A 25,659-nucleotide genomic window follows, 5' to 3' on the forward strand; every position below is an offset into this window, starting at 1 on the left:
AGCGGTGTCGGTTACGGTGCGATCCGCCCCGCGCGCCGGGGGCCGGTCGCCCGCTCTTGTCGGCGAGCCGGGGATGGGCGCCGACGGGGCTCAAGTGTCGTGAACTGTCTTGGTTTGTTCTATGTGTCCGCATGTCCTGCGCGTTTCGTGCGCCGTGACGTGCGCGTGTCATGAATGGGGTGGGGATGTCCAGCCATCGGATGTCTAAGAAGGGCCGTTACATCGCTTGGGCGACGGCGGGAGCGGCCGTGGTCGCCGGGGCCGGGATCGCGGCGCAGACGTCGATGGCGGCGACCACCTGGCCCGCCCAGCGGACGTTCACGGGCCGCGCCTTCGACACCTGTGCCGCACCGTCGCTGACCGCGATGAAGGCCTGGCACACCGGCTTCTACGGAGCGGCCGCGGTGTACATCGGCGGCAAGAACCGCGGCTGCGGCCAGCCCAACCTCACCGCGTCCTGGGTGAAGTCGGTCAGCACGCTGGGCTGGAAGCTCATCCCGCTGTACGTCGGCGCCCAGCCGTCCTGCCAGACCGGCTCCAACCCGGAGAAGCTCACCGCGACCAACGCCGCCTCGCTCGGCGCCACCGACGCCGCGGACGCGGTGGCCAAGGCGTCCGCGCTGGGCATGAAGGCGGGCAGCCCGATCTACCTGGACATGGAGTCGTACGACATCACGAACGCGGCGTGCAACAAGGCCACGCTGACGTACGTACGCGCCTTCGACAAGGCGCTGCACGCCAAGACGTACCGGACCGGGTTCTACGGCTTCACCAGCTCCAGCGCCAAGGCCATCGCGACCGCGACCGACAAGACGGACCTGCCGGGCAACCTCTGGTACGCGCTGTGGGACAAGGCCAACACCACGACCTCGGACTGGCCGTGGGGCTCCACCCAGTTCACCGGCCACAGCCGCGCCCACCAGTACATGGTCAACAGCAAGGAGACCATCGGCGGTTACACGATCACCGTGGACCGCGACGCCTGGGACGCGCCGGTCGCCATCACAGGCTGACATCCGAAGGTGCCGCAGACACGGCGCGCGAAGGCGGCGCGTGACGCCACGCAGGAGTCGCGGCTCGCCGCCGGTGTGCGGGCGGTACTCCAGTGGCCGCATGTACTGGGCGCCCAGGGGGTCGCGATGGTGGCCGCTGCCGTGATCGTCGCGGTCGCGGTCGCGGTCACCGGGTACTTCCTCTCCCGCACCGACACCAAGCCGAAGCCGCCCGACACCCGGGCCCGCCACTACGAGGACGTCGACGCCTGCCTGCTGACCGGCAAGGACGGGATCACGACCGGGACCACCGCGGCCGAGGTCTGGCAGGGCATGCGGGACGCGTCCCGCACGACGCACGCGCGCGTGAGCCACGTGCCGGTGACCGGTGAGCAGTCCGCGGCCCACGCACGGGCCTACCTCGACGGCTTGCTCCAGCGGCCCTGCGACGTGGTCCTCGTGACCGGGAAACCGGAGGTCACGGCCGCCACGCAGACCGCCCCGCAGCACCAGAAGGTCGACTTCGTGCTGGTGGGGGACGCCGGGACCGACGCCACGAGCTCCAAGAACATCACCGTGGCGCGCGTCGGCGACGGACTGCGCGCGGAGGTCGCCGGGGTCGTCGAGCGCGAGGTCGAGGCACGCGGTTAGCCGGGCCGGTACGACAGGACGCGATCGGCCGCGTCGGTGGATGTGAACGGTCGTACGAGCGGACGGTGGCCGTCCCACGTGTCACGGAGGCCGCGGCGGTATCTGAAGTCTCCGCGAATCGTTGGTCGAATGGCTGGCCGAGAGCCGGACCACTGCCTAACATCGATCACCGCAAGACTTTGTGCACCGTCGCACAATCTCCTCGGGAGGTTTCCTTGCACCGCCGCCGTCGCACCGCGTTCGTCCTCTCCGCCGCGATCGTCGCCGCGGCCCCCCTTCTCACGGCGTGCGGCGGCGAGGCGCACCCAGGCGCCGCGGCCGTCGTCGGTGGTCAGCGGATCACGGTCGCGCAGTTGGAGAGCCGGGTGAACGAGGTGCGCTCGGCGCAGCGTGCCGCCATCAAGGACGAGACCCAGTACGAGCAGGCCATCGCCAAGACCGGCAGTCTCACCCGCGACACCCTGCACACCATGGTCCTCGACCAGGTCCTCGACCAGGCCGCCAAGGACGCGGGCGTGAGCGTCACCCGCGCGGACACCCAGCAGATGCGGGCGGAGCTGGAGCGGCAGGCGGGCGGTGCGAAGGCGCTGGAGACGGCCTGGCTGCAGCAGTACGGGGTGGCGCCCCGGCGTCTCGACGACAACCTCCGTACCGAGATCGAGGCGCGGAAACTCGCCGCCGCGCTCGGTGCCGACATGAACACCACCGACGGCAAGGCCGCGTTCTGGAAGGCCATGTCCGACGCGTCCAAGAAGCTGAACGTCGACCTGAACCCGCGCTACGGCGCCTGGGACGTCCAGAAGAGCAACGTCGATGTGAAGACTCCGTGGCTGCGGGAGGTCACGCCGAACGGGACTCAGCAGACGGCGTAGCAGGTCAGAAGGCCTGCAGAAGTTTTGTAGCAGCCCTGTAGAAGCCCTGCCTGTGGATAACTTCCGGGGGCGTCGGTGGCGTGGGTTACGTTCGTGGGGTGAACGCAACCAGCTCCGACGCCGCCGCCCAGGTCCCCGACCCCGGCCGTATCGTCCTGCTCACCACCAGCCACCGCGTCGCCCCCGGACTGCTGTCCTGGCCCGCCTGGCAGGCGCTGCGCGCCGCCGATCAGGTGCTGTGCGCGGACGGTGCGCATCCGCAGCTGCCGTATCTGCGCGAGGCCGGCATAAGCGTCGACGAGGCGTCCCCCGCTGCCCAGGACCTGGTGGACGCCTGCGCCGGCGGCCGCGTGGTGGTCGTCGTCGCCACCGGCGAGGGCGAGCCGCGCCTCACCGACGGCCTGGCCCGCCTCGCCGGCTCCGGCCGCATACAGATGCCGGACCTGGAGCTGCTCCCCGCCTCGTACGACCTGCCGGGCGCCCGCCTGCTCGACCTCGTCCAGGTCATGGACCGTATCCGCGTCGAGTGCCCCTGGTCGTCCCAGCAGACCCACAAGGGCCTCGCGAAGTACGGGATCGAGGAGGCGTACGAGCTCGTCGAGGCGATCGAGGAGGGCGACCGGGACGAGCTCAGGGAGGAGCTCGGCGACGTTCTGCTCCAGGTCGTCTTCCACGCCAGGATCGCGGAGGAGGACGCGGAGACCCCCTTCTCCATCGACGACGTGGCGGGCGGCATCGTCACCAAGCTGATCCACCGCCACCCGCACGTGTTCGGCGACGAGACGGCCACGACCCCCGAGGAGGTCAAGGAGCACTGGCTGCGCACCAAGGCCGAGGAGAAGCGGCGGACGTCCGTGACAGAGGGAGTACCACTGGGTCAGCCGGGCCTCGCCCTCGCGGCGAAGCTGGCATCGCGTGTGCGCACGGCGGGACTTGCGGTCGAACTGCCGCGCGGCGAAGGCGTGGGTTACGAACTGCTGGCCATCGCCGCCCGAGCGGAGGCCGAGGGAGTGGACCCGGAGGCGGCCCTGCGTGCGGCCGCGCGAGCTTATCGGGATGCGATCCGGGCGACGGAGACGGGCTGAAGCAGCGGCAGCAGCGGAAGTACGGGGAGTAGGGGGAGCGGGGGAAGCAGATGAGGGGGGACGGACCTCAGGGTTATGTGGTCGGGGCGCGGCTTGTCGGGTTGTGCCAGTTGGGGTGGGGGCGGTCCAGGAGCCACTCCGCGGGGCCCAGCGGGCGGGTCCGGCCGGGGTCCGTGGGCGGGAGGAGGTCGTGGAAGATCCGTTCGGGCGGGGTGCCGAGGGTGGGGAGGGTCCCGGCGATCTCCTCGACGAGCTGGGGCGGACCGGCGAGATAGACGTCGTGGCGGGCCCAGCCGGCGCGGTTGCCCAGCGCGGTCAGCAGCCGCTCGGTGGCCTGGACCTTGGGGCGGCCGGGGGCGGGGGTGATGAACGTGACGGCGAGACGGGGTAATTGGGACTGGAGACGTTCCACGGCCGACCGGTCGTAGAGGTACGAGGTGTCGCGGGCCACGAGGAACAGCCGGGCCTCGTGCGTGGCGTCGAGTCGCTGGAGCAGTGCCTTGACCGGGGCCCACCCGGTGCCGGCCGCGACGAAGGTCAGCGGCCGTTCCACCGGCGTCCGCAGGGTCAGACCGCCGCCGGGTGCGCCGAGCCGCAGAACGTCACCTTTCCGGGTCTGTCGGACCAGGGCGGTGGACAGTACCCCGCCCTCGACGCGGCTGACATGCAGGTCGACGGTGTGGTCGACGCGGGGAGCGTTGCCGAGCGAGTACGGGCGCCAGATGCCCGGCAGGTAGGGGACGTTGACGCTGACGTACTGGCCGGGGGAGTAGCGGAGCCGGTGGTGCGGGCGGAGGGTCAGTACGACGAGGTCGTCGCCATACGGGGTTCGGGACACGACCTCGGCGTCCCACCAGGGCGGTTCACCCTCGTGCTGTGCCTCCCACGCGCCCTGGAGCATGACGTTCGCGATCGCCCCGTACGCCTCGCCCCAGGCCTTCTCGGCCTCCGCGTTCCACGCCGACCCCGCGACGACGGCGAACGCGGCGATGAGGCTCGCCCCCACGGCGGCGTAGTGCTCCGGCTCGGCCAGGTACTTCCGGTGGTCCCGTCCCAGCTCCCGCAGGTATCCCGGCAGCGTCGGATCCTCCAGCCGCTCCATCACATACGTGAGTGCCGCGAACAACCGGTCCCGCTGTCGCTCCATGTCCTCCGGGAAGTCCAGGGGGAAGAGCCCGCGGACGTCCGGGTTGTGCCGGAAGAGATGCGAGTAGAAGTACTTGACCGCGAACTCGGCCCGTCTCTCGACGACCGCGAAGCTGGATCTGAGTATTTCGGGGTCCACGGCGCGAATTAAGGGAGGTCGCGAGCCGTGGAGTCAAACAGCAGACGATTCAGGGATGGCCTGGGGCGAAGGGGACACGGTCTGCGACGTGACCCGCGGCGTGCCCCGCGACGTGCCCGGCGACGGGCCGCAGGCCCATCGCCCAAGGGGCCCCTCCCTCCGCCTCCCCTCCGCCTCCCCTCCGCCTCCCCTCCGCCTCCCCGTCCCTCCCCTCCCTCCGGATACCGTCAGGGAGTGACCGATCAGCCGCCACCGTTCAGCCCCGCTCCCGAACTCTTCACCTGGGAGTTCGCCAGCGATCCCTATCCCGCGTATGCCTGGCTGCGGGAGCACGCCCCTGTGCACAGGACACGGCTGCCCAGTGGGGTGGAGGCCTGGCTCGTCACCCGGTACGCGGACGCCAAGCAGGCGCTCGCCGACGCGCGGCTCAGCAAGAATCCGGCGCATCATGACGAACCCGCGCATGCCAAAGGGAAGACGGGTATCCCGGGGGAGCGCAAGGCCGAGCTGATGACGCATCTGCTGAACATCGACCCGCCGGACCACACCCGGCTGCGGCGGCTGGTCTCGAAGGCGTTCACGCCACGACGGGTGGCCGAGTTCGCGCCGCGGGTGCAGGAGCTCACCGATCAACTGATCGACCGGTTCGCGGAGAAGGGGTCCGCGGATCTGATCCACGAGTTCGCGTTTCCGCTCCCCATCTACGCCATTTGCGAGCTGCTGGGCGTACCCCGCGAGGATCAGGACGACTTCCGCGACTGGGCGGGGATGATGATCCGGCACGGCGGCGGCCCGCGGGGAGGGGTCGCGCGATCCGTCAAGAAGATGCGCGGATATCTGCTCGAGCTCATTCACAAGAAGCGGGAAGTCCTTCCTGATACGCCCGCGCCCGGTGAGGACCTCATTTCGGGGCTCATCCGCGCGTCCGACCACGGTGAGCACCTCACGGAGAACGAGGCCGCCGCCATGGCCTTCATCCTGCTCTTCGCCGGGTTCGAGACGACCGTCAACCTCATCGGCAACGGCACATACGCCCTGCTCACCCACCCCGAGCAGCGGGCGCGCCTGCAGAAGTCCCTCGCCGCCCACGAACGCGAACTCCTCGAGACCGGCGTCGAGGAGCTGCTTCGTTACGACGGGCCCGTGGAACTGGCCACGTGGCGGTTCGCCACCGAAGCCGTTCGCATCGGCGGTCAGGACATCGCACCCGGCGACCCCGTCCTCGTCGTCCTGGCGGCTGCGGACCGTGACCCCGCGCGGTTCGAGCGGCCGGACACGCTCGACCTCTCCCGGCGTGACAACCAACACCTCGGCTATGGCCACGGCATCCACTACTGCCTCGGCGCCCCGCTCGCCCGCCTGGAGGGTCAGACCGCGCTCGCGACCCTCCTCACCCGCCTTCCCGATCTCCAACTCGCGGGAGATTCAGCCGATTTGCGCTGGCGCGGCGGGCTCATTATGCGCGGATTGCGCACGCTTCCAGTGGAGTTCACACCTCCGGTACCGGTCTCGCGATAGCGGGCGACCATACACCTGCGGGCGTTCAAACCTGACACGTACTCAACTCTGTGATCTTCACGTGATCTACGCTGCATCGACTTGTGACAAGTGTTCGAGTGCGGATACGTTCACTCGTCAACGCGACTCACACGTCGCGTAGTCACCTGCTGTCACGTGAAAGGCTTCCGCATGCTCTCCGGGAACGGCCGCCATCGTCGCCCCCGTCAGGCCCCGGCCCTCATCGTCGCGGCAGGAGTGACCGGATCCGCCATCGCGATCCCGTTGCTCGGTGCCACCAGCGCGAGTGCGGCCGACGGCACCACGTGGGACCGGGTCGCCGAGTGCGAGAGCGCCGGCCAGTGGAGTGCCGACAGCGGCAACGGGTATTACGGCGGACTCCAGCTCAGCCAGGCGGACTGGGAGAAGTACGGCGGCCTCAACTACGCGCAGAGCGCCGACGAGGCCAGCCGCTCGCAGCAGATAGCCATCGCCGAGCAGCTCCTCGACGACCAGGGCGTCACCCCCTGGCCGACCTGTGGACCGCTCTCCGGGCTGAGCAGGAACTCGGGCGACGTCCTGGTCGACACCGGCGTGGCGAACGACTCGTCCGGCGCGTCGAAGTCATCCGGTTCGTCCAGTTCGTCCAGTTCGTCCGCCTCGTCCGGCTCGACGTCCCATTCGTCTTCGTCTGGATCGTCTTCGTCCGGTTCGTCCTCGAAGGCGACCAAGAACACGACGAAGGCCGACACCGGCGGCACTCAGGGAACGGACAGCTCCGACACGGAAGCGACGAAGGGCGACAGTTCGGGCAACTCCGGCCAGGACGACGGCTCTTCCGGTGCGTCCGAGAACGCGACGACCGGCGCCGGGCGCCACCGTGGCGGTACCGCGGACGAGAACACCACCGACAGCGCCGTGGACGGCCGTACCGACGACCTCTCCGGGCGGCACGCCTCGCGCGGCACCGGCGCCTCCCGTGATGTCGTCGACGGCTCGTACGTCGTGCGCGCCGGAGACAATCTCTGGACCATTGCCGACGCCCTTGACCTGGACGGCGGATGGGCCGAGCTCTACGACGCGAACAAGAAGACGGTCGGCGTCGACCCGGACCTCATCCTTCCCGGTCAGAGCCTTGCAGTTGGTGTCGAATCGGGTGAAAAGTAGGGGCAGTTCGCGTCACGGTTCGCCGCGTAATGTCCGGTTTGGCGCGAGTGAGAGATGGATCTCAAAGGCCCTGATCGTCTTTGGAATTCAACCGATCGACTGCTTACGGTCATCACCGCTCGCCACAGCGGGCCCCGACGGTCGCAACGCCGAATCCTGCCAACGGCCGTACGGGAACAGTCGACGCGTAAGCGCCGTAGGCAGGAGCGGGGGACCCAAGGTATGTGCCGCACCCGGTAGTCGACCGGGAGCGGCTCGGGGTGAAGCCGTGCGCTCACAGCGCGCGGCCGGGCACTCACCCGCCCGAACCCGACAGCTCACCTCGCAGGCGTCGGTGAGGGGATCTCCTCATGCTGTTTTCCAGCAAGGGCAAGCGCCGCCGTCCGTCCAAGGCCACCCGTGTGGCCACGCTCGCCGGTGTCGCCGGTGTCGCCATCGCCGCTCCGCTGATGGCGGCCGGCAACGCCTCCGCCGCCACCACCTCCGAGTGGGACGCCGTCGCCCAGTGCGAGTCCGGCGGCAACTGGTCCATCAACACCGGCAACGGCTACTACGGCGGCCTGCAGTTCTCCGCCTCCACCTGGGCCGCGTACGGCGGCACCGCGTACGCCGCGACCGCCAACCAGGCCTCCAAGTCGCAGCAGATCACCATCGGCGAGAAGGTCCTCGCCGCCCAGGGCAAGGGTGCCTGGCCGACCTGTGGCACGGGCCTGTCGAGCGCCGCGTACACCGGTGGTGCGAGCGCCCCGTCGACCTCGTCGTCCTCGAACAGCTCCTCGTCGAACAGCTCGCCGAGCACCAGCGCCACCACCCGCTCGACGGACACCGCCGCCTCCCGTTCGGCGTCCCGCCCGGCCGCCGAGAAGACCGTCTCCACCCCGACCGGCAAGAAGGTCAAGAAGGGTGACGGCGAGTACAAGGTCGTCAAGGGTGACAGCCTCAGCTCGATCGCCGAGAAGAAGAAGGTCAAGGGCGGCTGGCAGCGGCTGTTCAAGCTGAACAAGGACATCATCGACGACGCGGACTTCATCTACCCGGGTCAGCAGCTTCACCTCAGCTGAATGACAGGTCCCGCATAGAAGGGGTCTCCACACTGGAGACCTCCGTGAGGTCCCACCCCCCTCCCCACGGGCTCCCCGCTCCGGTGCGTGTTCCCCCGTACGCACCGGAGCGGGGCTTTTCGTTCCCGGATTCCCGCACCCGGATTCCCGCACCCGGATTTTCGTACCCGTTTTTGTTCCGTTCTGGAACAATGTGTACGTTCAGTTCTGCCCAAGGGGTGGGCGATCGGCTGGCCGATCCCCCCGGGGCGGTTAGGCTCATGTCGCGAAGTCATCACAGGCTTCGCGTACCCGCGTCACATCCCAGAAGGAGATGCTCGTGCCGTCCATCGACGTCGTCGTAGCCCGGGAAATCCTGGACTCCCGAGGCAACCCCACGGTCGAGGTCGAGGTCGGCCTCGACGACGGCAGCACCGGTCGTGCCGCCGTCCCGTCCGGCGCCTCCACGGGCGCCTTCGAGGCCATCGAGCTCCGTGACGGTGACCCCAACCGTTACGGCGGCAAGGGTGTCGAGAAGGCCGTCCTCGCCGTCATCGAACAGATCGGCCCGGAGCTCGTCGGCTACGACGCCACCGAGCAGCGCCTGATCGACCAGGCGATGTTCGACCTGGACGCCACCGACAACAAGGGCTCGCTCGGCGCCAACGCCATCCTCGGCGTGTCGCTCGCCGTCGCGCACGCCGCCTCCGAGGCGTCCGACCTCCCGCTCTTCCGCTACCTGGGCGGCCCGAACGCGCACCTGCTGCCCGTTCCGATGATGAACATCCTGAACGGCGGCTCGCACGCCGACTCCAACGTGGACATCCAGGAGTTCATGATCGCCCCGATCGGCGCGGAGTCCTTCTCCGAGGCCCTGCGCTGGGGCGCCGAGGTCTACCACACCCTCAAGAAGGTGCTGAAGACCAAGGGCCTGTCCACCGGCCTCGGCGACGAGGGCGGCTTCGCCCCGAACCTGGAGTCCAACCGCGCCGCCCTCGACCTCATCGTCGAGGCCATCAAGCAGGCCGGTTATGTCCCCGGCGAGCAGATCGCGCTCGCGCTCGACGTCGCCGCGTCCGAGTTCTACAAGGACGGCAAGTACGAGTTCGAGGGCAAGTCCCGCTCGGCCGCCGAGATGACCGAGTACTACGAGGAGCTCGTCTCCGCGTACCCGCTGGTCTCCATCGAGGACCCGCTGTACGAGGACGACTGGGCCGGCTGGAAGGTCATCACCGACAGGCTGGGCGACAAGGTCCAGATCGTCGGCGACGACCTCTTCGTCACCAACCCGGAGCGTCTGGCCCGTGGCATCGAGGAGGGCTCCGCGAACGCCCTGCTCGTCAAGGTCAACCAGATCGGCTCGCTGACCGAGACCCTGGACGCCGTCGAGCTGGCCCAGCGCAACGGCTTCAAGTGCATGATGTCCCACCGCTCCGGCGAGACCGAGGACGTCACCATCGCCGACCTCGCCGTCGCGGTGAACTGCGGCCAGATCAAGACCGGTGCCCCGGCCCGCTCGGACCGCGTCGCCAAGTACAACCAGCTGCTGCGCATCGAGGAGATCCTCGACGACGCCGCGGTGTACGCGGGCCGCAGCGCCTTCCCGCGGTTTCGCTCTGCGAACCAGTAGGCACAGCAAGGGCTGACACTCGCAGAGGGTCAAGCCTTAGCCAGTCGTACGTACGTCCCCGTACCCGGTCCCGTACCGTGTCCGGGGACGTACGCGCGTGTGAACGGGAGGCGGGACATGGGCGTGAAGGACCGGGACCGGTTCTCCACCGCGACCAGGCTGAAGCTGCTCGGCGAGCAGACGGCGGCCCGGGTCTACCGCTCGCAGACCAAGCGCCAGGCCCGCCGCTCCCGCCTGACCGGCCGCGCCGCGCTGCTGGCTCTCGTACTCTGTTCACTGATCGTGGCCCTCGCGTACCCGATAAGGCAGTACGTGTCCCAGCGCGCCGAGATCGCAGATCTGGAGCGGCAGCAGGAGCAGGCCCGCGCCCGGGTCGAACAGCTGCGCGACCTCAAGGCGCGCTGGCAGGACGACGCATACGCGAAGCAGCAGATCCGAGAACGGCTGCACTATGTGATGCCCGGCGAGACCGGATACGTCGTGATCGACCCGGACGCGGCGAAGCAGTCGCGTACGAATCTGGGGGCGGCCGCCCGTCCCTGGTACGCCAACGTCTGGGACGGCGTCGACAAGTCGGACCGTTCCGACCGGTGAATTGAAGAAGAAAGAGACTTGAGCACAGGCATGGAAACGCCCCCGCCGCCCACCCCGCGCACCGAGCCGACCGACGCGGACGTCGAGGCATTCAAGCAACAGCTCGGCCGGCCGCCGCGCGGGCTGCGGGCGATCGCGCACCGCTGCCCCTGCGGTCAGCCGGACGTGGTGGAGACGGCGCCCCGGCTGCCCGACGGTACGCCCTTCCCGACGACGTACTACCTGACGTGCCCGCGCGCGGCCTCCGCGATCGGCACGCTGGAGGCCAACGGCGTCATGAAGGAGATGACGGACCGGCTGGCGACCGACCCCGAACTGGCCGCCGCGTACCGGGCCGCCCACGAGGACTACATCGCGCGGCGCGACGCCATCGAGGTGCTGGTGGGCTTTCCGAGCGCCGGAGGCATGCCGGACCGGGTGAAGTGTCTGCATGTGCTGGTGGCGCACTCGCTGGCCGCGGGGCCGGGGGTGAATCCGCTGGGCGACGAGGCGATCGCGATGCTGCCGGAGTGGTGGCGCAAGGGCGCGTGCGTGGTGGCGGCGGAGCCGCCGTCCGAGGAGGAGTGAGGGGGCTGCCCCCCGAGGCGGGGCTTCGCCCCGACACCCCGCCTGCGTCGAGTGCTTTGTCCGCGGGCCGGCGGGGGTTGAGCGCGCAGTTCCCCGCGCCCCTGGGAAGCCGGGGCTTCGCCCCGGATCCCCCTGCGCCCGGAGCGCTTTGTCCGCGGGGCGGTGGGGGACGGGCGGGCAGTTCCCCGCGCCTCTGAAGGGCCGGGGCATCTCCCCGGGGCCCCGGCCCCGGTGGTACGTCGTCGAACCGAATTCACGAGCAGGAGACAACAACCGATGACCAGGGTCGCCGCCATCGACTGCGGTACGAATTCGATCCGCCTCCTCGTCGCCGACGCGAACCCGGCGACGGGAGAACTCGTCGATCTGGACCGCCGGATGACGATCGTCCGGCTCGGCCAGGGGGTCGACCGCACCGGACGCCTCGCCCCCGAGGCTCTGCAGCGCACCTTCGCGGCCTGCCGCGAGTACGCGGAGGTCATCAAGGAGCACGGCGCGGAGCGACTGCGCTTCGTGGCGACCTCGGCCTCCCGCGACGCGGAGAACCGCGACGAGTTCGTGCGCGGCGTGCTGGACATCCTGGGCGTCGAACCGGAGGTCATCACCGGTGACGAGGAGGCCGAGTTCTCCTTCGGTGGCGCGACCAAGGAACTGACGGGCCGGGACGACCTGGCCAAGCCGTACCTGGTCGTGGACATCGGCGGCGGGTCCACCGAACTGGTCGTGGGCGACGACCACGTACGCGCCGCCCGCTCCGTGGACATCGGCTGCGTACGGATGACCGAGCGGCACCTCGTGCACGACGGAGTCGTCAGCGACCCGCCGGCCCCCGCGCAGATCGAGGCCGTCCGCGCCGACATCGAGGCGGCCCTCGACCTCGCCGAGCGGACGGTCCCCTTGCGCGAGGCCCGCACGCTCGTCGGCCTCGCGGGTTCGGTCACCACGGTCGCGGCCATGGCGCTGGAGCTCCCCGCCTACGATTCGACCGCCATCCACCACTCCCGGATCCCGTACGAGAAGGTCCGCGAGATCACCGAGTGGCTGCTGGCCTCCACCCACGCCGAGCGTGCCGCGATCCCTTCCATGCACGCGGGGCGCGTCGACGTCATCGCCGCCGGCGCCCTCGTACTGCTCTCGATCATGGAGCGGATCGGTGCGGCGGAGGTCGTGGTGAGCGAGCACGACATCCTCGACGGGATCGCGTGGTCCGTCGCCTGAGCCGCCCGGAAGGGGCCCCTGGGCAGGGGCCCGGAGGCCCCTCACTACCCGCTGGTAGCCTCTCCTGAGCAGGTCGGACAACGTATGAGCGCGCCCAGGAGGCCATTCGGACCCTCTCGGCGACACGCCGCCGGAAAAGTTCGTGAAGTTCTTCACAAGGAATTCGGCCCTGTCGGGGGATGATTGGGCCGCCCGGGTGCTCCTAGGGGGCTCACCAGGCTCGGGAGGGTGCTCAACGGAGCGTTCCGGGAGTGTTTCCGGCGGGTGAAGCGGAGGGGTGGTTCGACCGGTTCGGAGACCCGGAGCGGCAGCTCACGGGGTGCTGACAACGGTCCGCACTACACGGTGGTTCCCCTTCGCCGCCATGACCTGGGTCACGTGGGCGGCGCAGTGTAGCAGAGCCCCCACCGAAGCTTGTGAAGGGGCGCACGAGCGACCCCCCGGAGGCGGGTGGATACTCGATGGCATGAGCACCACGGAGCGTCCCAGGATCCTCGTAGTAGGCGGTGGGTACGTAGGCCTGTACGCAGCTCGGCGCATTCTCAAGAAGATGCGCTACGGAGAGGCGACCGTCACGGTTGTCGACCCCCGGTCGTACATGACCTACCAGCCCTTCCTCCCCGAAGCCGCCGCCGGCAGCATCTCCCCTCGGCACGTCGTCGTCCCGCTGCGACGCGTCCTGCCCAAGGCGGAGGTTCTCACCGGCCGGGTCACCACCATCGACCAGGACCGGAAGGTCGCCACGATCGCCCCCCTCGTGGGCGAGGCGTACGAGCTGCCTTTCGACTACCTCGTCATCGCGATGGGCGCGGTCTCCCGCACCTTCCCGATCCCCGGCCTCGCCGAACAGGGCATCGGTATGAAGGGCATCGAGGAGTCCATCGGCCTGCGCAACCACGTCCTCGAGCAGCTCGACAAGGCTGACTCGACCACCGACGAGGACATCCGCCGCAAGGCGCTCACCTTCGTCTTCGTGGGCGGTGGCTTCGCGGGTGCGGAGACCATCGGCGAGGTCGAGGACATGGCCCGCGACGCGTCGAAGTACTACAACAACGTGTCCCGCGAGGACATGCGCTTCATCCTCGTCGACGCCGCGGACAAGATCCTTCCCGAGGTGGGCCCCAAGCTCGGCCAGTACGGCAAGGAGCACCTGGAGAGCCGTGGGGTGGAGATCTACCTCACCACCTCCATGGACTCCTGTGTCGACGGCCACGTCGTGCTGAAGAACGGCCTCGAGGTCGACTCCAACACCATCGTGTGGACGGCCGGCGTCAAGCCGAACCCCGTCCTCTCCCGCTTCGGTCTGCCGCTCGGCCCGCGTGGTCACGTGGACACCCAGACCACCCTCCAGGTGCAGGGCACGGACTACATCTGGGCCGCCGGCGACAACGCCCAGGTGCCGGACGTCGCCGCGCGCAAGGCCGGTGTCGAGAACGCCTGGTGCCCGCCGAACGCGCAGCACGCGCTCCGTCAGGCCAAGGTGCTCGGCGACAACGTGGTCTCCGGTATGCGGGGCTTCCCGCAGAAGGAGTACTCGCACGCCAACAAGGGCGCTGTCGCGGGTCTCGGCCTGCACAAGGGCGTCGCCATGATCGTCATGGGCAAGATGAAGATCAAGGTCAAGGGTCGCCTGGCCTGGTACATGCACCGGGGCTACCACGGGCTGGCGATGCCGACGTGGAACCGTAAGATCCGGGTCTTCGCCGACTGGACGCTCGCGATGTTCCTCAAGCGTGAGGTCGTCTCGCTCGGTGCCATGGAGACTCCTCGTGAGGAGTTCTACGAGGCCGCCAAGCCGGCGCCGGCCGCTGCCGCCGTGGCTCCGGCTGCCGCCGCCAAGACCGAGGAGAAGGCCAAGGCCTCCTGACCTCCGGTCACCTGTTCGTCCCTGAGGGACCTCCCGCCATCCGTGGTGCGGGGGGTCCCTTCGGCGTTGGGGTGACGTCCCGGCGCCGGGGCCCGAAAGAACGTGGTGGGTACAAGTATTTTGCCCAGCTGTAACGCAAAAGGGGGACTGCGCGCGAGGCCAGTTGGTGTTTACGTGGTGTTGGAGCGTTCGGGAGTGTTGTCTCGGAGGTGTACGCCATGCAGGACGCCGCGCCGCGTCTCAAGAGCCTTGTCGAACAGCTGGTGGGAGCCCCGCTCCCGATGCGCATCCGCGCCTGGGACGGCTCGGAGGCGGGCCCTCCCGACGCCCCCGCCCTCGTCGTACGGAACAGGCGCGCCCTGCGCAGGCTGCTGTGGAAACCGGGCGAGGTGGGGCTCGCCCGGGCCTGGGTCGCCGGGGACCTGGGAGTGGAGGGCGACCTCTGCACCGCGCTCGACCTCCTGTCCGGGCTCGTCTGGGACCGGGGCGAGGACGCGCGAGGCGTCGCGGAGTCCCTGCGCGACCCGGAGGTGCGGGCCGCGGTCCGCGGGCTGGTGAAGATGGGCGGCCTCCCGTTGCCGCCCACCCCGCCCCAGGAAGAGGTCCGCAGGCGCCGCGGCCACCTCCACACCAAGCACAGCGACAAGCGCGCCATCAGCCACCACTACGACGTCGGGAACGACTTCTACGAGATCGTCCTCGGGCCCTCGATGGTCTACTCGTGCGCCTACTGGGAGGACGGCGGCGCCCTTGAGGACGCCCAGCGGGACAAGCTCGAACTCATCTCGCGGAAGCTCGATCTGAGGCCGGGGCAGCGGCTCCTCGACGTCGGCTGCGGCTGGGGCTCGATGGCGATCCACGCCGCCCGCGAGCACGGCGTGAGCGTCGTCGGGGTCACGCTCTCGCAGGAGCAGGCCGCGTACGCCCGTAAGCGGGTCGCGGACGAGGGACTGACCGACCGGGTGGAGATCCGGGTGCAGGACTACCGGGACGTCGCCGACGGGCCGTACGACGCCATCTCCTCCATCGGCATGGCCGAACACGTGGGCGCCGAGCGCTACCTGGAGTACGCCGAGGTGCTGTACCGGCTGCTCAAGCCCGGCGGGCGGCTGCTCAACCACCAGATCGCACGGCCGCCCCGGCGGGACGAATCGGCGTACGACGTCGACGAGTTCATCGACGCGTACGTCTTCCCGGACGGCGAGCTCGCGCCCATCGGTACGACCGTCACCCAGCTCGAACGCGCCGGGTTCGAGGTCCGTGACGTCGAGTCGATCCGCGAGCACTACGCCCTCACGCTCCGCCGCTGGGTCGCCAACCTGGAGGCGCAGTGGGCGCGGGCCGTGGCCCTCACCAGCCCGGGCCGCGCCCGTGTCTGGCGCCTGTACATGGCGGCCTCCGCGGTCGCCTTCGAGCGAAACCGCATCGGCGTCAACCAGGTGCTCGCGATCAGGACCCCCGAGCCCTCAGGCGCCTCCGGAATGCCTCTGCGGGCCAGAACCTGGAACCCCGCCCGCTGACGGCCGGGGCCCCGTTCCGATCCGGAACGGGGCCCCGACTCTCGTCACCGGTCCTCCGCTACTCCGACTTGATCGCCGTCAGCATGTTCAGTCGGGACGCCCGGCGGGCCGGCCACAGCGCGGCCAGCACGCCGACCGTCCCCGCGAGGAGCAGGAAGAGGGCCATCCGGGCCCAGGGCAGGACCAGTTCGTACGTCGACATCCTGCTGCCGACGAGCTCACCGGCGGCCCAGCCGAAGAACACGCCCAGGCCGATGCCGAGCACGCCGCCGAAGAGCGAGATGACCAGGGACTCCAGACGGACCATCCGCTTGATGCCCTTGCGGTCGAGGCCGATGGCGCGGAGCATCCCGATCTCCTGGGAGCGCTCGAAGACCGACATGGCCAGGGTGTTGATGACGCCGAGGACGGCGACGATGACCGCCATGGCGAGCAGGCCGTAGAGCATGTTCAGGATCAGGGTGAACATCTGCGCGATGCCGTTGGAGATGTCCTTCTTGTCCTGGACCTGGATGGCCGGGTTGTTGTCGAGGGCCTTCTCCAGCTTGTTCTTGGTCGCCTCGGACGTGCCGCCGACCGTCTTCAGCATGACCTGCATGTCGGAGGCGTCCGTCAGGTGCGGGGAGAGCGTCGCGTTGTCGACCATGATGCCGTGGATCATCACGTTGCCCTGGTAGATCCCGGCGACGGTGAGCCGCTGCTTCTTGCCGTCCTCGTAGGAGACCGTGACGTCCGAACCGGCCTTCCAGCCGTGCGACTTGGCGAGGTCGTCGTCCACGACGACCTGCGTGCCGCCGACCTTGAAGGCGCCCTCGTCGACCGTGAGGTCGGTGAGCTCGGCGATGGACTCGCCGTTGACGCCCGTCAGGTACTCGGTCGTGCCGTCGATGCGCGAGGGGGAGTTGCGCAGGGGACTGGTGTCGGTGACGCCGTCGAGGCCGGCGAGGGTCTTGGCGACGTCCGGGGAGAGCGGGATGCCGTTCGCCATCGACACGACGTAGTCGGCCTTGATCGCGGAGCTGGCCATCTTGTCGATCGACTTCTGCAGGCTGCCCGCCATCACCGTCATACCGGTGATCAGGGTGAGGCCGATCATCAGGGCGGAGGCGGTGGCGGCCGTACGGCGCGGGTTGCGCACCGAGTTCTGCCGGGCCAGCTTGCCGGAGACCCCGAAGACACGGAGCACCGGGGCCGCGGCCGCGATCAGGGGGCGGGAGAGCAGCGGGGTCAGGACGAAGACGCCGATGATGAGGAGAACCGCGCCCAGACCCATCGGGGCCTGGCCGTCCGAGCCGCTCATGGTCGTCGCGTACAGGACGACGGCGATACCGGCCGCGGCGAACAGCGCGCCGAGCGTGTTCCGTACGACCAGGGACTTCGTCGTGGCCTGCGCGTGCACGCTGCTCATCGCGGCGACCGGCGGGATCTTCGCGGCGCGCCGGCCGGGCAGCCAGGCGGCGAGCATGGTGATGAGGATGCCGACGAGCAGGGCCGTGGCGATGGTGCCGGGCGAGATCACCAGCGGGCCGTCCGGGACGGTCGCGCCGAGCGAGCCCATCAGCGAGCGCATGCCCGCTCCGATGCCGATGCCCGCGAGCAGCCCCGCCACCGCGGCGACCGCGCCGACGACGAAGGCCTCCACGAGCACGGAGCGGGTGACCTGGCGACGGGAGGCGCCGACGGCGCGCAGCAGGGCCAGTTCCTTGGTGCGCTGGGCGACCAGCATGGTGAAGGTGTTGGCGATGATGAACGTACCGACGAACAGCGCGATGCCCGCGAAGACCAGCAGGCCCGTCTTCATGCCGCTCATCGCCGCGGAGATCGCGCTCGCCTGGTCGTCGGCGAGCTGCCGGCCGGTCGTGGTGAAGGCGATGTTCTTCGGGACGACCTGGTCGAGGGCGCCGCGCAGGGCGGTCTGGCTGGTGCCGGACGCGGCCTTCACGTCGATCTCGTCGTACTCGCCGACGCGGTGGAAGAGCTGCTGCGCGGTGGCCGTGTCGAAGAGGGCGAGGCTGCCGCCGGCCGCGACGTTGCCGTCGTCGGTGGTGAAGATGCCGGCGACGGTGGGGGTGAGGACGGGGCCGTCGACGGACAGCCGTATGGTGTCGCCGACCTTGTAGCCGGTGCGCCTCGCGGTCTCCGCGTCGAGCGCGACCTCGTTCTTGTTTTTCGGCGCGTGACCGTCGGCCAGCGGGTAGCGGGCGTCCTTGGTGCCCCAGTAGTTGCCGCCCTGCGACTGGAAGCCGCTGCCGACGAGCTTGCCGTTCTTGTCCGCTATCGCGGTGAAGCCGCTCACGACGCCCACGGTGGTGCCGGCGCCGGGGACCTTGGCGGCCTTCTCGAGCAGTGCCTGTGTGAGCTTCTGCTCCTTGCCGACCTTGTCGCCCTTGTCGTCCTGGGTCTCGGGCTGGATGGCGACGTCGACCTGGCCGAAGCCCTTGGCGGAGCTGTTCTGGTAGGCGTCGGAGATGGTGTTGGTGAAGACCAGCGTGCCCGATACGAACGCCACGCCGAGCATTACGGCGAGCACGGTCATCAGGAGCCTGGCCTTGTGCGCGAGCACGTTGCGCAAGGCGGTACGGAACATGGGGTTTCTCAGTCCAGGAGGGTGAGGCGGTCGGCAGGCTGCGGTCCGGTGGGGGCTGGGCGCGCAGTTCTCCGCGCCCCTTATGGGCGCGCTGCGCGCGTCTTTCAGCCCGTCCGGCGTTCGAGGATGGGACGGGTAGGGGTGGCGGGGGCGAGATGCCTCCGGATCAGCTGGTGCGGCCCTTGGCGTCGAACTGCTTCATGCGGTCCAGGACGGAGTCCGCGGTAGGCCCGTACACCTCGTCCACGATCCGTCCGTCCGCGAGGAAGACCACCCGGTCCGCGTACGCCGCCGCCACCGGGTCGTGGGTCACCATCACCACGGTCTGCCCCAACTCCCGTACCGAGTTGCGCAGGAAGCCCAGCACCTCCGCGCCCGAGCGCGAGTCGAGGTTTCCGGTCGGCTCGTCGCCGAAGATGATGTCGGGCCGGGAGGCGAGCGCGCGGGCGACGGCGACGCGCTGCTGCTGGCCACCGGACAGCTGGGAGGGCCGGTGGCTGAGGCGGTCGGAGAGGCCGATCATCGCGATGACCTTGTCCAGCCACTCGCGGTCGGGCTTGCGGCCCGCGATGTCCATCGGGAGGGTGATGTTCTCCAGGGCCGTCAGCGTCGGCAGCAGGTTGAACGCCTGGAAGATGAAGCCGATCTTGTCCCGGCGGAGCTTGGTGAGCTGCTTGTCCTTGAGGGAGCCGAGCTCGGTCTCACCGATGCGCACGGAGCCGGAGGAGAAGGTGTCGAGGCCCGCCACACAGTGCATCAGCGTGGATTTGCCGGACCCCGAGGGACCCATGATCGCGGTGAACTCGGCCTGCCGGAAGTCGACGGAGACCCGGTCGAGGGCGACCACCTGGGTCTCGCCCTGTCCGTAGACCTTCGACAGTTCCGTGGCGCGGGCGGCCACCGTGGTGGCCCGGTCGGCGAGGGGCGTGCTGGTCACGGGAGGGTGCTCCTGTCGGGACGACGTCGTTTCTGGGGACGTGTCCCATCCTCGCGGCCGTTCGGCGCCGTGGAGTCAGCCGCTGTTCCGGTTCCGGGGACAGCCTCGGGTCGGACCGCGGACGGTCTTGTCATACCTGGGGATGAGGGCGCGCCCCGAGTGCGCCCCGAGTGCTTTCTTGCGCGCCGTCCGGGTGCGACCCCTGTGGGTGCGTCCGTTCGGACGGTGAAATTCCGTCATTCCGTATACGTGGGTCTGTGTAGCCCGAAAGGCTATTGGCAAGTGCGGATGGCCCGTACCGGGGGCTGATGCACCCTCAGACGTCAATAAAATAAGACAACATCGGTTCGCTCGCCCGCTGTTCGAGGGAAGCGTCCCGATAGGCTCGGAATCTCGACGCGGAGCCCATGGCCTGCCCGGATGGTGGAATGCAGACACGGCGAGCTTAAACCTCGCTGCCCCTCGCGGGCGTACCGGTTCAAGTCCGGTTCCGGGCACCTCCGACCCTTCTGTTCCTTTACGTCCCTCAGGGGCGTCTTCGGTGACTTCATCGTGAACCGTTGACAGCAAGCGCGTGCCGTCGCAGACTCCCGTCAGGAAATGGTGAAGTAATGTTCACCAGGCGAACAGGCTGGGCGGAACGCGAAGGGGCGTGCCGGATGCGTACCACCGTCGGAATCATCGGAGCCGGGCCGGCCGGCCTGCTGCTGGCGCGGCTGCTGCACAACGCGGGGATCGACTCCGTCGTGCTGGAGGGCCGCGACCGGGCGTACGTCGAGCGGCGGCAGCGCGCGGGGATCCTGGAGCAGGGGACGGTGGACGTGCTGCGGGCGGCCGGGGCCGGCGACCGGATGGACCGGGAAGGGCTGCGGCACGACGGGATCGAGCTGCGGTTCGCGCGGGAGCGGCACCGGGTCGACTTCCCCGCCCTGACAGGCGGCAGCTCCGTGATGGTGTACGCCCAGACGGAGGTGTGCAAGGACCTCATAGCGCTCCAGCTCGAGGAGGGCGGCCCACTGCTCTTCGGGGCCGAGGCGCTGGTGGTGGAGGGGGCGGAGAGCGAGCGACCGCGGGTCCGCTTCCGGCGCGAGGGACACGAGGGGCGCGAGGAGGTGCTGGAGTGCGATTACGTCGTCGGCTGCGACGGGTTCTGGGGGGTGGCCCGGCAGGCGATACCCGCCGACCGCTCCCGCGTATTCGAACGGACGTACCCCTTCGGGTGGCTGGGAATCCTCGCCGACGTGCCGCCCTCCCACGACGAACTGGTCTACGCCCGCCACGACCGCGGCTTCGCCCTGCTCAGCATGCGCTCGCCCGCCGTGTCCCGGCTCTACCTCCAGGTGCCCGAGGGCACGGACGCCGGGTCGTGGGCGGACGAGGAGATCTGGGACGAGCTGGAGCGGCGCTTCGAGACCGCCGACGGGTGGCGGCTGGAGCGCGGCCCCATCACCTCCAAGTCGGTCACCCCCATGCGCAGTCACGTCCACGAGCCCATGCGGCACGGGCGGCTCTTCCTCGCCGGGGACGCCGCCCACATCGTTCCGCCGACCGGCGCCAAGGGGCTCAACCTCGCCGTCGGTGACGTGGTGACGTTCGCCCGCGCGTTGGTCCACCTGGAGGAGACCGGATCGGCGGAACGTCTCGACGCGTACTCCGAGACCTGTCTGCGCCGCGTCTGGCAGGCCGAGCGGTTCTCGTACGACATGACGACCCTCCTGCACCGTGCTCCGGGCGCGACCCCCTTCGAGGACCGCGTCCAGCTGGCCCGGCTGCGCCGGATCGCCACCTCGCGGGCGGCCGAGACGGACCTGGCGGAGGGGTACACCGGGTTCTCCCTGGACTGACCGCCGCGGAGCCCCGAGACGCCGCCAAGTAGGGCGTAAGGGGCCTGTCACGGCTTGGTACCAGTGCGCGCGGACCGGGAGACACACGCGTACCTTGGCAGCGTGAGGGAAAGATCCTCCCCAAGCAGTAGGGTCAGTCCTTTGCCTACCCATTACCCTTGAGGCCAAGGCCACGCACGGTGGCCATGGAGGAGTGAAATGAGGAGCAGCAACCCGGTCTTCTCGCGACGGGGATTCAGCCGCGACAACGGCTACGCGGGATTCAACGCGGCGCCGCAGGCCGGGGGACCCGCTGTCGGCACGCAGGCCAACCCGTACGCCCAGGGCAACCAGTACGCCCAGGGTGGCAACCCCTACGCGCAGAATCCTTACGCCCAGCAGGACCTGCAGCACGGTGCCCCGCCGCAGGCACCGGTCTCCACCGGCCGGATGACGATGGACGACGTCGTCATGCGCTCGGCCATGACGCTCGGCACCGTCACCGTGGGCGCGATCCTCGCCTGGGCACTGCTTCCCGTGTCCAGCACCAGCTACGGGCTCGCCATCGGCGCCGCGCTCGTCGCCTTCGTCCTCGCGATGGTGCAGTCCTTCAAGCGCACGGCCTCGCCCGCGCTGATCCTCGGTTACGCCGCCTTCGAGGGCGTCTTCCTCGGGGTCATCAGCGAGATGTACAACAGCCGGTGGAGCGGCGCTCCCTTCCAGGCCGTGCTCGGCACCATGGCGGTATCCGGAGCGACCCTTCTCGTCTACAAGGCGGGCTGGATCCGTGTGACCGCGCGGTACGCACGCATCGGTATGACCATCGCGATCGCCTTCGTGGTCGTCACGGCGGTCAACCTGCTGCTCGTCGTCCTCGGTGTGGCCAACGACGGAGGACTGCGCAGCATGGGCCCGCTGGGTGCGATCGTCGGCATCCTGGCGATCCTGATCGGCGCGTTCTTCCTGACCCTCGACTTCAAGCAGATCGAGGACGGCATCGCGTACGGCGCGCCGAAGGAAGAGGCCTGGCTGGCCGCGTTCGGCCTGACCATGACCCTCGTGTGGATCTACATCGAGATGCTGCGGCTGGTCGCCATCTTCAGCGGCGACGACTAGCCGGCCCCACCGGCCGAACGGGCGGGTGACCGACCTGAAGGGCCCGCGAACCGACGGTTCGCGGGCCCTTTGCCATGGGGGATGCCTGGTCCTGGTGGTGCGCGCTCAGAGCAGTTTGCGCGCGGCCCTCCTCAAGTCGTACTCATGAATGATCGCCTTGGCGTGGCCGTACGCGAGGTTGTGCTCGGCGCGGAGCCAGCTGACCTTCTCCTCGAAGCGGAAGAGGGCGGGGCCTTCGTCGACGGTGCGCAGCCAGTCGGAGACTTCACGACCGGTGCAATGGGGAATGCGGGCGAGCAGATTGCGGTGGGTCTCCTGGGAGAACACTTGGGACATCGGCGCCTCCGGACGCAATGGGGTGTAAGCCGGTCCTTCACGCCACGGTGCCTGAGGGTTCGGTTGTTGGCAACAGTCCCGTCGCGGCGCGTAGTCTCGCGGCGTGCTTGATACGACGCCGCTGACCCGAGCCGTGGACCACTTCGCCGACCGGTTGCGGGCCGCGCCGCAGAGCCGGCTGCAACGGGGAGCCGCCGCGGAGGCGCTGGGGCTGGCCAGGGAGTTGGCACGGTGGGCGCAGCGTCTGGAGAACCCCGCGGCTGAGCCCTTGGAGATGCCGGACGCGGGGATGTTCGCCGTCGCTGATCAAATCACCGTCGCGGTGCATGATTTGGCGGTCGTCCTGAGGGACGAGAAGGAGCTGGCGGAGGCGGTGTTGCTGGTGGAGGAGGCGCAGAAGAGAGCCGGGGTGTGACGCTGGTTCGCCGGCCGCGGGCCGGTGGGGGCGTGTCGCGCCCACGAGGCGGAGCCGCACATGTCACGGCCCCGCGCCTCTTTCGGGGCGCTTCTCACAGGGACGCTATGACCCTGTCGGCCAGGATGTAGATGTTCTCCTCGCCGCAGGCGAAGGTCAGGGCGTAGGCGCCGGAGACGCCGGAGCCGCCGAGGAGGACCGGGGATTCGCCGGCGCGCAGGGCCGCGGCCAGCCGTTCCGCGGTCTCGCGGTGGCCGGGGGTCATGCACAGGGTCGTACCGTCGGCGAAGACGTAGACGTCGAGGGTGCCGAGCGGGCCGGGGCGGACGTCCGTCAGCTCCGTGCGGGACTCGGCGAGCTCCTCCAGACAGGACACCGTGCGCTCGTGGTCGTTCACGACGGGTGACTGGACCGGGACGAAGTCCGGGTGCGAGGGGTGGCGACGGCGGGCCGCGGCCAGTTCGGGGGAGTCGCCCGCGTACTCGTCGGCGTCGAGGCCCGCCTCGGTGACCGGCTCCAGGGGCTCCAGGCCCACGAAGTCCGACGGGCGGGGCATGAACAGTTCGCTGTCGGGCAGACCGAGCAGCGAGGGCGTGTCCGAGGCGTCACGTGCCTCCTGGGCGGCCCAGAAGGCCCGCGCCTCGGCGAGTTCCCGCTCCCGCTCCTCGGCGAGCGCCTCGGTGACGGCAGTGCGTATCTCGTCCGCGTCAGCGGCCGAGCGTGCCGCCGGTACGAGGCCGTGTGTGGCCGTCGTGGCGCGGCTTGCGGCCAGTTCGTTGTGCAGGGCCGCGACCTGCCGGCGCAGACCCAGCAGGGTGCGCAGAACGGCGACGCCCACGGCCGCGGTCGCGGCGGTGGTGAGCAGCAAAGCAATCGGCATGGCGCTCACTGACGTACTCCTGGTTCAAGTCGACCCCCGACTTCCTACATCAGCTTGAAGGGCAAACCACCAGGCTGTCAGTGCGTAACGTCACGAATAGGACAGGACTTTGGGCCGGGTGTTTAGTCGCGTAACCCTTCCGACCTGCGTAAATCCCTCTCCGGGAGGAGATAGGTCACATCTTGGGGGGGATTGGATCACAAATCGGCCCAGAGTCCCGGTGGTTACCGGGATCCGGGCCGATTCGGTCACGCTGGGCTCAGTGGTGGTCACCCATGGGGGACTGGCTGAGGACTAGCTGAGGCGCTCGATGACCATCGCCATGCCCTGGCCGCCGCCCACGCACATCGTCTCCAGGCCGAACTGCTTGTCGTGGAACTGGAGGGAGTTGATGAGCGTGCCGGTGATGCGGGCGCCGGTCATGCCGAAGGGGTGGCCGACGGCGATGGCGCCGCCGTTCACGTTCAGCTTCTCCAGCGGGATGTTCAGGTCGCGGTAGGAGGGGATCACCTGGGCGGCGAAGGCCTCGTTGATCTCGAAGAGGTCGATGTCGTCGACGGTCAGGCCGGCGCGCTGGAGGGCCTGCTTGCTGGCCTCCACCGGGCCGAGGCCCATGATCTCGGGGGAGAGGCCGGTGACGCCGGTCGAGACGATGCGGGCGAGCGGGGTGAGGCCGAGCTCGCGGGCCTTCGTGTCGGACATGATCACGAGGGCGGCGGCGCCGTCGTTGAGGGGGCAGCAGTTACCGGCCGTGACCATGCCGTCGGGGCGGAAGACGGGCTTGAGGCCCTGGACGCCCTCCAGCGTCACACCCGCGCGCGGGCCGTCGTCCTTGCTGACGACCGTGCCGTCGGGGGTGGTGACCGGGGTGATCTCGCGCTCCCAGAAGCCGTTCTTGATGGCTTCCTCGGCGAGGTTCTGAGAGCGGACGCCGAACTCGTCCATGTCCTGGCGGGTGACGCCCTTGATGCGGGCGAGGTTCTCGGCGGTCTGGCCCATCGCGATGTACGCGTCGGGGACGAGGCCGTCCTCGCGCGGGTCGTGCCAGGTCGAGCCCTCGGACTGGGCCACGGCCTCGGTGCGGGCCTCGGCCTCCGCGAAGAACGGGTTGCGTGTGTCGGGGAGGGAGTCGGAGTTGCCCTTGGTGAAGCGGGAGACCAGCTCGACGCCGGCCGAGATGAAGACGTCGCCCTCGCCGGCCTTGATGGCGTGCAGGGCCATGCGGCTCGTCTGCAGGGACGAGGAACAGTAACGGGTGATCGTGCAGCCCGGGAGGTGGTCCATGCCCATCTGTACGGCGACGATACGGCCGAGGTTGTTGCCCTGCTCACCGCCGGGGAGGCCACAGCCGAGCATCAGGTCGTCGATGTCCTTGGGGTCCAGCTCGGGGACCTTGGCGAGGGCGGCCTGAATGATCGTGGCGGTGAGGTCGTCCGGGCGGAGGTCCTTGAGGGAGCCCTTGAAAGCGCGGCCGATGGGGGAACGGGCGGTCGAGACGATCACGGCTTCGGGCATCACGGCTCCATGGGCGCTATGGGGTGGACGGCGGGGCTGCTTGGGAAGTTACCCGTCCGTACCGC

Annotated in this window: 22 protein-coding genes, 1 tRNA gene and 1 riboswitch; of the genes, 17 read left to right on the top strand and 6 right to left on the bottom strand. The window is 69.4% G+C overall.

Going from position 1 to position 25,659, the window contains the following annotated elements; genetic code table 11:
• Window positions 1-185: 185 nt before the first annotated feature.
• The 4 genes from OG819_RS17520 to OG819_RS17535 all read left to right on the top strand — a co-directional run bounded on the left by OG819_RS17520 (window position 186) and on the right by OG819_RS17535 (window position 3,600).
• Window positions 186-1,013, top strand: coding sequence for a glycoside hydrolase domain-containing protein (locus OG819_RS17520; RefSeq protein WP_266625219.1), 828 nt, complete (start codon window positions 186-188; stop codon window positions 1,011-1,013).
• A 9-nt stretch (window positions 1,014-1,022) separates the two neighbouring features.
• Complete coding sequence (locus OG819_RS17525) at window positions 1,023-1,643, top strand: hypothetical protein (protein ID WP_266650254.1); 621 nt, start codon at window positions 1,023-1,025, stop codon at window positions 1,641-1,643.
• 215 nt (window positions 1,644-1,858) lie between these two features.
• Window positions 1,859-2,515, top strand: a complete 657-nt coding sequence (locus OG819_RS17530) for a SurA N-terminal domain-containing protein (protein ID WP_266625215.1) — start codon at window positions 1,859-1,861, stop codon at window positions 2,513-2,515.
• Window positions 2,516-2,613: 98 nt separating this feature from the next.
• The gene (locus OG819_RS17535; RefSeq protein WP_266625213.1) at window positions 2,614-3,600 is read left to right on the top strand and encodes a nucleoside triphosphate pyrophosphohydrolase; all 987 of its coding nucleotides are present in this window, start codon (window positions 2,614-2,616) and stop codon (window positions 3,598-3,600) included.
• Window positions 3,601-3,673: 73 nt separating this feature from the next.
• Here the strand turns inward: OG819_RS17535 and OG819_RS17540 are convergent, their stop codons facing one another.
• Window positions 3,674-4,885: a globin domain-containing protein gene (locus OG819_RS17540; RefSeq protein WP_266625211.1), complete on the bottom strand. Its 1,212-nt coding sequence runs from the start codon at window positions 4,883-4,885 to the stop codon at window positions 3,674-3,676.
• Between the two features lie 234 nt (window positions 4,886-5,119).
• On the opposite strand from OG819_RS17540, the gene OG819_RS17545 reads away from it, so the two are divergent.
• The 9 genes from OG819_RS17545 (at window position 5,120) to OG819_RS17585 (ending at window position 15,985) form a co-directional block, all read left to right on the top strand.
• Window positions 5,120-6,403 (top strand): cytochrome P450, encoded by a 1,284-nt coding sequence (locus OG819_RS17545; RefSeq protein WP_266650255.1) that lies wholly within the window; start codon window positions 5,120-5,122, stop codon window positions 6,401-6,403.
• A 171-nt stretch (window positions 6,404-6,574) separates the two neighbouring features.
• A complete protein-coding gene (locus OG819_RS17550) occupies window positions 6,575-7,549 on the top strand; it encodes a transglycosylase family protein (protein WP_266650256.1) in 975 nt (324 codons plus the stop codon).
• Between the two features lie 182 nt (window positions 7,550-7,731).
• A riboswitch (cyclic di-AMP (ydaO/yuaA leader) is annotated at window positions 7,732-7,895 on the top strand.
• A gap of 4 nt (window positions 7,896-7,899) precedes the next feature.
• Window positions 7,900-8,610, top strand: a complete 711-nt coding sequence (locus tag OG819_RS17555) for a transglycosylase family protein (protein ID WP_266625205.1) — start codon at window positions 7,900-7,902, stop codon at window positions 8,608-8,610.
• 313 nt (window positions 8,611-8,923) lie between these two features.
• Window positions 8,924-10,219 carry a phosphopyruvate hydratase gene (gene eno / locus OG819_RS17560; RefSeq protein ID WP_266582870.1) on the top strand — a complete coding sequence of 432 codons (1,296 nt, stop codon included), beginning with the start codon at window positions 8,924-8,926 and terminating at the stop codon, window positions 10,217-10,219.
• Between the two features lie 117 nt (window positions 10,220-10,336).
• Window positions 10,337-10,813, top strand: a complete 477-nt coding sequence (locus OG819_RS17565; protein WP_266625201.1) for a septum formation initiator family protein — start codon at window positions 10,337-10,339, stop codon at window positions 10,811-10,813.
• Window positions 10,814-10,843: 30 nt separating this feature from the next.
• Window positions 10,844-11,380, top strand: coding sequence for a DUF501 domain-containing protein (locus OG819_RS17570; protein ID WP_266634383.1), 537 nt, complete (start codon window positions 10,844-10,846; stop codon window positions 11,378-11,380).
• A gap of 276 nt (window positions 11,381-11,656) precedes the next feature.
• Complete coding sequence (locus OG819_RS17575; RefSeq protein ID WP_266582866.1) at window positions 11,657-12,598, top strand: Ppx/GppA phosphatase family protein; 942 nt, start codon at window positions 11,657-11,659, stop codon at window positions 12,596-12,598.
• Between the two features lie 466 nt (window positions 12,599-13,064).
• Window positions 13,065-14,465 (top strand): NAD(P)/FAD-dependent oxidoreductase, encoded by a 1,401-nt coding sequence (locus OG819_RS17580; RefSeq protein WP_266625199.1) that lies wholly within the window; start codon window positions 13,065-13,067, stop codon window positions 14,463-14,465.
• A 218-nt stretch (window positions 14,466-14,683) separates the two neighbouring features.
• The gene (locus OG819_RS17585; protein ID WP_266650257.1) at window positions 14,684-15,985 is read left to right on the top strand and encodes a cyclopropane-fatty-acyl-phospholipid synthase family protein; all 1,302 of its coding nucleotides are present in this window, start codon (window positions 14,684-14,686) and stop codon (window positions 15,983-15,985) included.
• A 58-nt stretch (window positions 15,986-16,043) separates the two neighbouring features.
• Here the strand turns inward: OG819_RS17585 and OG819_RS17590 are convergent, their stop codons facing one another.
• A complete protein-coding gene (locus OG819_RS17590; RefSeq protein WP_266650258.1) occupies window positions 16,044-18,572 on the bottom strand; it encodes an ABC transporter permease in 2,529 nt (842 codons plus the stop codon).
• A 166-nt stretch (window positions 18,573-18,738) separates the two neighbouring features.
• Entirely contained in the window at window positions 18,739-19,509 is a 771-nt protein-coding gene (locus OG819_RS17595; protein WP_266413291.1) for an ABC transporter ATP-binding protein, read from the bottom strand.
• A gap of 414 nt (window positions 19,510-19,923) precedes the next feature.
• On the opposite strand from OG819_RS17595, the gene OG819_RS17600 reads away from it, so the two are divergent.
• From OG819_RS17600 to OG819_RS17610, 3 genes are all read left to right on the top strand, one after another.
• Window positions 19,924-20,006, top strand: a tRNA-Leu gene (locus OG819_RS17600).
• A gap of 162 nt (window positions 20,007-20,168) precedes the next feature.
• Window positions 20,169-21,353 carry a 4-hydroxybenzoate 3-monooxygenase gene (locus tag OG819_RS17605; protein ID WP_266650259.1) on the top strand — a complete coding sequence of 395 codons (1,185 nt, stop codon included), beginning with the start codon at window positions 20,169-20,171 and terminating at the stop codon, window positions 21,351-21,353.
• Between the two features lie 198 nt (window positions 21,354-21,551).
• Window positions 21,552-22,448: a Bax inhibitor-1/YccA family protein gene (locus OG819_RS17610; protein WP_266650260.1), complete on the top strand. Its 897-nt coding sequence runs from the start codon at window positions 21,552-21,554 to the stop codon at window positions 22,446-22,448.
• Between the two features lie 105 nt (window positions 22,449-22,553).
• On the opposite strand, the gene OG819_RS17615 is transcribed toward OG819_RS17610, so the two are convergent.
• On the bottom strand, window positions 22,554-22,784 hold the full coding sequence (locus tag OG819_RS17615; protein ID WP_054237274.1) for a DUF4287 domain-containing protein: 231 nt from the start codon (window positions 22,782-22,784) through the stop codon (window positions 22,554-22,556).
• Window positions 22,785-22,887: 103 nt separating this feature from the next.
• On the opposite strand from OG819_RS17615, the gene OG819_RS17620 reads away from it, so the two are divergent.
• Window positions 22,888-23,199 carry a hypothetical protein gene (locus OG819_RS17620; RefSeq protein WP_266625193.1) on the top strand — a complete coding sequence of 104 codons (312 nt, stop codon included), beginning with the start codon at window positions 22,888-22,890 and terminating at the stop codon, window positions 23,197-23,199.
• A 94-nt stretch (window positions 23,200-23,293) separates the two neighbouring features.
• Here OG819_RS17620 and OG819_RS17625 read toward each other — a convergent pair whose 3' ends face one another.
• Together OG819_RS17625 and OG819_RS17630 are read right to left on the bottom strand one after the other, a co-directional pair.
• Window positions 23,294-24,079, bottom strand: a complete 786-nt coding sequence (locus OG819_RS17625) for a hypothetical protein (protein WP_266652719.1) — start codon at window positions 24,077-24,079, stop codon at window positions 23,294-23,296.
• Window positions 24,080-24,373: 294 nt separating this feature from the next.
• The gene (locus OG819_RS17630) at window positions 24,374-25,594 is read right to left on the bottom strand and encodes an acetyl-CoA C-acetyltransferase (protein ID WP_075027325.1); all 1,221 of its coding nucleotides are present in this window, start codon (window positions 25,592-25,594) and stop codon (window positions 24,374-24,376) included.
• Window positions 25,595-25,659 lie beyond the last annotated feature (65 nt).

The organism is Streptomyces sp. NBC_01549, assembly GCF_026339955.1.
Classification (GTDB): domain Bacteria; phylum Actinomycetota; class Actinomycetes; order Streptomycetales; family Streptomycetaceae; genus Streptomyces.